At 70.4% G+C, this 5,416-nt stretch carries 7 protein-coding genes; 4 read left to right on the top strand and 3 right to left on the bottom strand.

Annotated elements, in window-relative coordinates:
• A partial coding sequence (locus VHD82_RS17455; protein WP_325704379.1) for an acyl-CoA dehydrogenase family protein occupies positions 1-269 on the bottom strand: 269 nt, incomplete at its 3' end.
• 10 nt (positions 270-279) lie between these two features.
• A complete protein-coding gene (locus VHD82_RS17450) occupies positions 280-1,698 on the bottom strand; it encodes an aldehyde dehydrogenase family protein (RefSeq protein ID WP_325704376.1) in 1,419 nt (472 codons plus the stop codon).
• Positions 1,699-1,790: 92 nt separating this feature from the next.
• Between VHD82_RS17450 and VHD82_RS17445 the strand changes: the two genes are divergently transcribed.
• Complete coding sequence (locus tag VHD82_RS17445; RefSeq protein ID WP_325704373.1) at positions 1,791-2,456, top strand: GntR family transcriptional regulator; 666 nt, start codon at positions 1,791-1,793, stop codon at positions 2,454-2,456.
• Positions 2,457-2,549: 93 nt separating this feature from the next.
• Positions 2,550-3,164 carry a DNA-3-methyladenine glycosylase I gene (locus VHD82_RS17440; RefSeq protein ID WP_325704370.1) on the top strand — a complete coding sequence of 205 codons (615 nt, stop codon included), beginning with the start codon at positions 2,550-2,552 and terminating at the stop codon, positions 3,162-3,164.
• Here the strand turns inward: VHD82_RS17440 and VHD82_RS17435 are convergent.
• Positions 3,106-3,792, bottom strand: coding sequence for a GPR1/FUN34/YaaH family transporter (locus VHD82_RS17435; RefSeq protein WP_325704367.1), 687 nt, complete (start codon positions 3,790-3,792; stop codon positions 3,106-3,108). The genes VHD82_RS17440 and VHD82_RS17435 overlap by 59 nt on opposite strands.
• 129 nt (positions 3,793-3,921) lie before the next feature.
• Between VHD82_RS17435 and VHD82_RS17430 the strand changes: the two genes are divergently transcribed.
• Both VHD82_RS17430 and VHD82_RS17425 read left to right on the top strand, forming a co-directional pair.
• A complete protein-coding gene (locus VHD82_RS17430; RefSeq protein WP_325704364.1) occupies positions 3,922-4,323 on the top strand; it encodes a hypothetical protein in 402 nt (133 codons plus the stop codon).
• Between the two features lie 447 nt (positions 4,324-4,770).
• Positions 4,771-5,416, top strand: a 646-nt coding sequence (locus VHD82_RS17425; protein WP_325704361.1) for an FAD-binding oxidoreductase, incomplete at its 3' end; no start/stop codon positions are given.

Here is a 5,416-nt window from a genome sequence, read left to right as displayed (position 1 = left end):
GTATGCCCGCCCATCGCGCCGGCCAGGCTCATCCAGCCCCGCGCCAGCTCCTCGGTCACCAGCGCGTAGCAGGGGGTGGACACCTTCAGGTCGCCATAGGGTTCGGGGATCGCGAGCCCGTAGACCCCGAGCTGTTTCATCTGCTCGATGAGCTTCTCGGGGTAGGTGTTCTCGTGCTCCAGCTCGCGTGCGACCGGCCGCACGTCGCGTTCCACGAAGTCGCGCACAGTGTCCACAATGGCCTGTTCCGCGGCGTCCAGCTCGTACATCGGTGCCTTTCTAGAGTTGGATGGACTTGATCTCGGTGAACTCGGCCATGGCGAACGTGCCCATCTCGCGGCCGATGCCCGACTGCTTGAAGCCGCCGAAGGGGGCGAGTGGGTTGAACGCGCCGCCGTTGACGTCGATCTGGCCGGTGCGGACCCGCCGCGCGAAGGCGATCGCGCGGTCCTGGTCGGCCGACCACACCGCGCCGTGCAGGCCGTAGCGGGAGTTGTTGGCGATCTCCAGCGCCTCGTCCTCGTCGCGATAGGACAGTACGGACAGCACCGGCCCGAAGATCTCTTCCTGTGCCAGCACCGAATCCGGGTGCACACCGCCGAACACGGTCGGCGCCACGAAGTGACCCACCTCGCGTCCCACCGGCGTGTCGGCGCCGCCGGTGATCAGGCGGGCACCGGCGTCGATGCCTTGCGTGATGAAGCCCCGCACACGGTCACGCTGCGCGCGCGAGACCATCGGGCCGAGCTTCGTCTTGGGGTCCAGCGGGTCGCCGGGCGTGAACCCCTCGGCGAACGTCTTCGCGAGCTCGAACGCCTGGTCCTCCAGCGCGGCCGGGACGAGCATCCTGGTCCACGCCGTGCACGTCTGCCCGCCGTTGAGGAAGGCGTTGCCGACGCCGACCTTGACCGCGGTCTCCAGGTCGGCGTCCGGCAGGATCACGTTGGCCGACTTCCCGCCCAGCTCCAGCGTGACGCGTTTGATCGCGCGCCCGGCCAGCTCGGCCACCCGCGAACCGGCCCGCACGGAACCGGTGAACGACACCACGTCGACGTCCGGGTGGGTCACGAGCGCCTCGCCGACCACCGGGCCGGTGCCGCTGACCAGGTTCACCACGCCGGCCGGGAAACCGGCTTCGTGGATGGCGTCGAAGAGATGGTAGGCCGCCAGCGGCGCGACCTCGCTCGGTTTGATGACCACGGTGCAGCCCGCCGCCAGCGCGGGCGCGAGCTTGCAGGTGATCTGGTGCAGCGGGTAGTTCCACGGCGTGATGGCGGCGACCACCCCGGCGGGCTCGCGCACGATCACCGAGTTGCCGGCGCGCTCGTCCTGTTCCTCCTCGGCGAGCAGGTCCACGTACGTCTTGACGTCGGTCTGCGGGAGGGCGGCCTGGATCCGGGTGGCCATGCGCAGCGGGGTGCCGACGTCGCGCGCGATGGTTTCGCCGATCTCCTCGGCACGTTTCGCCAGCCCGCCGAGCAGGCGGTCGAGCAGCTCCCGGCGCTCGGCGCGGGAGGTGGCGGCCCAGCCGGGGAAGGCCCGCTTCGCCGCTGTCACGGCGCGGTCGACGTCCGCCGCGGTACCCGCCGGGACGGCCGCGATCACCTCTTCGGTCGCCGGGTTCTCGACCGGGATCGTCTCGCCCCCGTCGGCGGGCGCCCAGGCCCCGTCCACATACAGCGCGGTGCGGTCAGTCACCAAAACTCCCTCGTCCTCGGCATCCGGTGGGTCCGTGGCCAACCCTACCCCGGCTCGGCGCATATTCTATAGAATCTTGCTAACCTGCCCGGATGGGCAGACCCACCGACGACCGCCAGCAGCTGAGCGAAAAAGTCGCCGCCTACATCCGCGAGGGCATCATGGCCGGGGAGTTCCGGGCCGGGGAGTTCATCCGCACCGAGCACCTGGCGCGCGAGCTCGGCGTCTCCCCCACGCCGGTGCGCGAGGCGCTGATGCTGCTGGGCAGCGAGGGGTCGGTGCGGTGGGAGCCGCGGCGCGGGTATCGCGTGGTGCCGCTGACCCCGCGCGACATCGGCGACCTGTTCGCGGTGCAGGCGTTCATCGCCGGCGAGCTGGCGGCCCGCGCCGCCGTCGTGCTGCCCGACGAGGATCTCGCCCGGCTCGACGAACTGCAGGAACTTGTCGTGGCGGCGGAAAAGGCGGGCGACGCGAAGCTCGTCGACAGGCACAACCACGAAATGCACCGCGTCATCAACAAAGCCTCGCAGTCGCACCGGATGGCGAGCCTGCTCAGCCTGACGGTGAACTACGTGCCGTTGCGCTTCTTCGGGACCATCGAAGGCTGGCCCGCCGCCTCCGCCCAAGATCACCTGCCGGTGCTCGCCGCGTTGCGGGCCCGCGATCCGGACGCGGCGCGCACGGCGATGGCCGAGCACATCCGCCATGTCGGCGAACTGCTCGTGACACACCTGAAGTCCCGCGAAATCCTGGGCTGACCGCGGCGGCCACGAGGTGCACGAACTTGTCGTAGCCCTGCCGTAGCTTGGGGCCACGCGCGGCTGGGGCCGTCGCCGGCGAAAGGAATCCGGATGAGCGAACCAAGGTGTGCCTGGGCACGGGGCTCGGAGCTGATGACGGCATACCACGACGCCGAATGGGGCCGGCCGTCGCACGACGACCGGTACCTGTTCGAGCTGCTGTTGCTCGAAGGCGCCCAGGCTGGGCTGTCCTGGTCCACCGTGCTGAACAAGCGCGAGAACTACCGCGCCGCGCTCGACGGGTTCGACGTGCACAAGATCGCGGGGTACGGGCAGCCGAAACTCGACGAGCTGATGGCCGACGCGGGTATCGTCCGCAACCGGCTCAAGGTCCGGTCCACGGTCCGCAACGCGCAGGCTTTCCTTGCCGTACAAGGCGAGTTCGGGTCCTTCGCGGAGTACCTGTGGCAGTGGACCGGGGGCGAGCCGGTGGTCAACAGCCCGCTCCCGGGGGAAGCACTGCCCGTCAGCACCCCGCTGTCCGACCGGATCAGCAAGGACCTCAAACGCCGCGGGTTCACCTTCGTGGGCACCACGATCACGTACGCCTACCTCGAAGCGGTCGGTGTGGTGGACGACCACGCCAAGGGGTGCCCGGCGAAGCCGGTCAGCCGACGGGCGGGCGGCCGAGCGGCGGGAACGGCCGCTTCGCGCCCATCGCGGTAAGCCCGACGTTGACGAACGCGCAGAACCCGAGCAGCGCGAACACCAGGATCACGTATCCGGCCGCCTTGAGCAGGTTCGCGTCACCGGTGTGCGCCGCCGCGGCGGCCAGCGCGCACGCCGCGACGACGAGCGCGACCACGGCCGGGTAGACGGCGGGCAGCCGCAGGCACGGGATCAGCAGGAACAGGAACAGGCAGCCCCAAGCGATGAAGAACAGCTGTTCCACGCCTGCCACCTGGTCGGCGGCCACCCCGTACCAGTTGTGCTGCAGGCCCAGCAGCAGCGCGCCGAGGCTGAGCCAGAACCCGGAGAAGGTCCCCGTGATGCCCGCGACGATGGTCTGCGCGAGCATCGCCGCCCACACGGTCACCACCCCGAGGTAGAGCCCGGTGCCGAACAGCACGATCGGCACCACCGCGCCCAGCGCCGTGGCCGGCACCACCCCGATCAGGGCCATGCCCAGTGCCAGTGAGCCGACCGCGAAAATCGGCAGGCCGATGATGAGCGGGTCGCCGCCCGCGCCGACCACCACCCCGGTCGGGGCAGGGGGTGCCTCACGTTCCACCATCGAGCGCACCTCGTGCGCGGTGGGTGTCGACGGGGCTTCGTTGCTGTGCACTGAGGACATCACGATCAGCCTCCCTCTGGCTACCTACGCGGCGATTACAGCCCCGCCAGGCCGGAACGCGGGTCTCAATTTGAGACAGGCGGAACGCGGCGGGCTCCGGGGGCGGCTCGCGCGGAGCTATCGTGGGTGATGATCCGCAGTGACCGCACCGGGCGGTACGGCGACCTCGCCGACCGCGGGCCGACCGCGGCGCTGGCCGGAGAGGACCGGGCCGAGGCCGGCGGGATGGACCCGTTCGAGCGGCTCACGTGCCGCACGCACCGGCACTGGCTGCACCACTGCATCGCCTCCCCCGCGCACGTCGTCGTGGTGACCGGGCACCGCTGGTGCCGTGACTGCGCGTGCCCGGTCGTCGTGGTGGTCGACGAACTGGCGGCGGAGGTGCGGCTGTACTGCCCTGGTTGCGGCCGCACGCCCGATACGGCGGCGAACCGGCAGGTGCTGCGAGCGTGCCTGGCGAGCCTCGCCGCGGCGCGGGTGAAGGCGGGGATGAACGCCGAGGGAATGATCGGAACAGCCTCGCCAGACTGACCGCCACAGGCAACCCACCGATCCAGCCCCACCACACCTACACCAGCGCATGCCCGATACGGCGGCGAATCGGCAGTGCTACGCCCCATGCCCACTGAAACACCGGGCGAACCGGCAGGTGCTGCGAACGTGCCTGGCGAGCCTCGCCGCGGCGCGGGTGAAGGCGGGGATGAACGCCGAGGGAATGATCGGAACAGCCTCGCCAGGCTAATCGCCACAGGCAACCCACCGATCCAGCCCCACCACACCTACACCAGCGCATGCCCACCGAAACACCGGGCCAACCGGCAAGGGCCGCGGACCTGCCCGGCGAGCCTCGCCGCGGCGCGGGTGACGGCGCGGACGAGCGCTAAGCGATCACCGGAGCTTGACATCCCCGGCCCGGCGCGGGCTAGGGTTTCCTGTTGACGGCAACGATTTTCCACCATGCGAAAGAGGGTGGGAGCCATGCTCGACGCGCGGGTGCCCGGGCTCCTGGCCGGGGCCGTCGGCGCCGCGAACGTGATCTCCGACCCGGTCCGGCTGCGCACCTACGAATGCGACGGCCTCACCGGCTTCCGCCAGACGCCCGCGCTGGTCGTGCTGCCGGGCAACACCGCCGAAGTGGCCGCGGCCGTGCAGGTCTGCCACGAACACGGGGTCCCGTTCGTCGCGCGGGGTGCGGGTACGGGCCTGTCCGGCGGGGCGCTGCCCGTCGCCGACGGCGTGGTCATCTCGTTGCAGCGGTTGCGTAAAGTGCTCGAGGTCGACCCACTCGACCGGCGCGCGGTGCTGCAGCCGGGGGTCACCAATCTCGACATCACCAAGGCCGCGGCCCCGCATGGTCTCTACTACGCGCCGGACCCGTCGAGCCAGCAGGTCTGCACGATCGGCGGGAACGTCGCGGAGAACTCCGGCGGCGCGCACTGCGTGAAGTACGGCTTCACCACCAACCACGTGCTCTCCCTGCTCATCGTGCTGCCCGACGGCAGCATCGTCACACTCGGCTCGGACACCGGCGAGCAGCTCGGGCCGGATCTGCGCGGCGTGTTCCTCGGCTCGGAGGGCACGCTCGGCATCGCGTGCGAGATCACCGTGAAACTGTTGCGCACTC

Source organism: Amycolatopsis sp., assembly GCF_035546795.1.
In the GTDB taxonomy this organism is placed as follows: domain Bacteria; phylum Actinomycetota; class Actinomycetes; order Mycobacteriales; family Pseudonocardiaceae; genus Amycolatopsis_E.
Note: the sequence above shows the minus strand (reverse complement) of the source record. Positions and strands in the feature narration are given on the sequence as shown.

Coding starts and splice junctions, on each gene's coding strand:
- VHD82_RS17445 (WP_325704373.1), top strand. CDS start 1,791: ATGGGCAGACCCACCGACGACCGCCAGCAGCTGAGCGAAAAAGTCGCC.
- VHD82_RS17440 (WP_325704370.1), top strand. CDS start 2,550: ATGAGCGAACCAAGGTGTGCCTGGGCACGGGGCTCGGAGCTGATGACG.
- VHD82_RS17435 (WP_325704367.1), bottom strand. CDS start 3,792: ATGTCCTCAGTGCACAGCAACGAAGCCCCGTCGACACCCACCGCGCAC.
- VHD82_RS17430 (WP_325704364.1), top strand. CDS start 3,922: ATGATCCGCAGTGACCGCACCGGGCGGTACGGCGACCTCGCCGACCGC.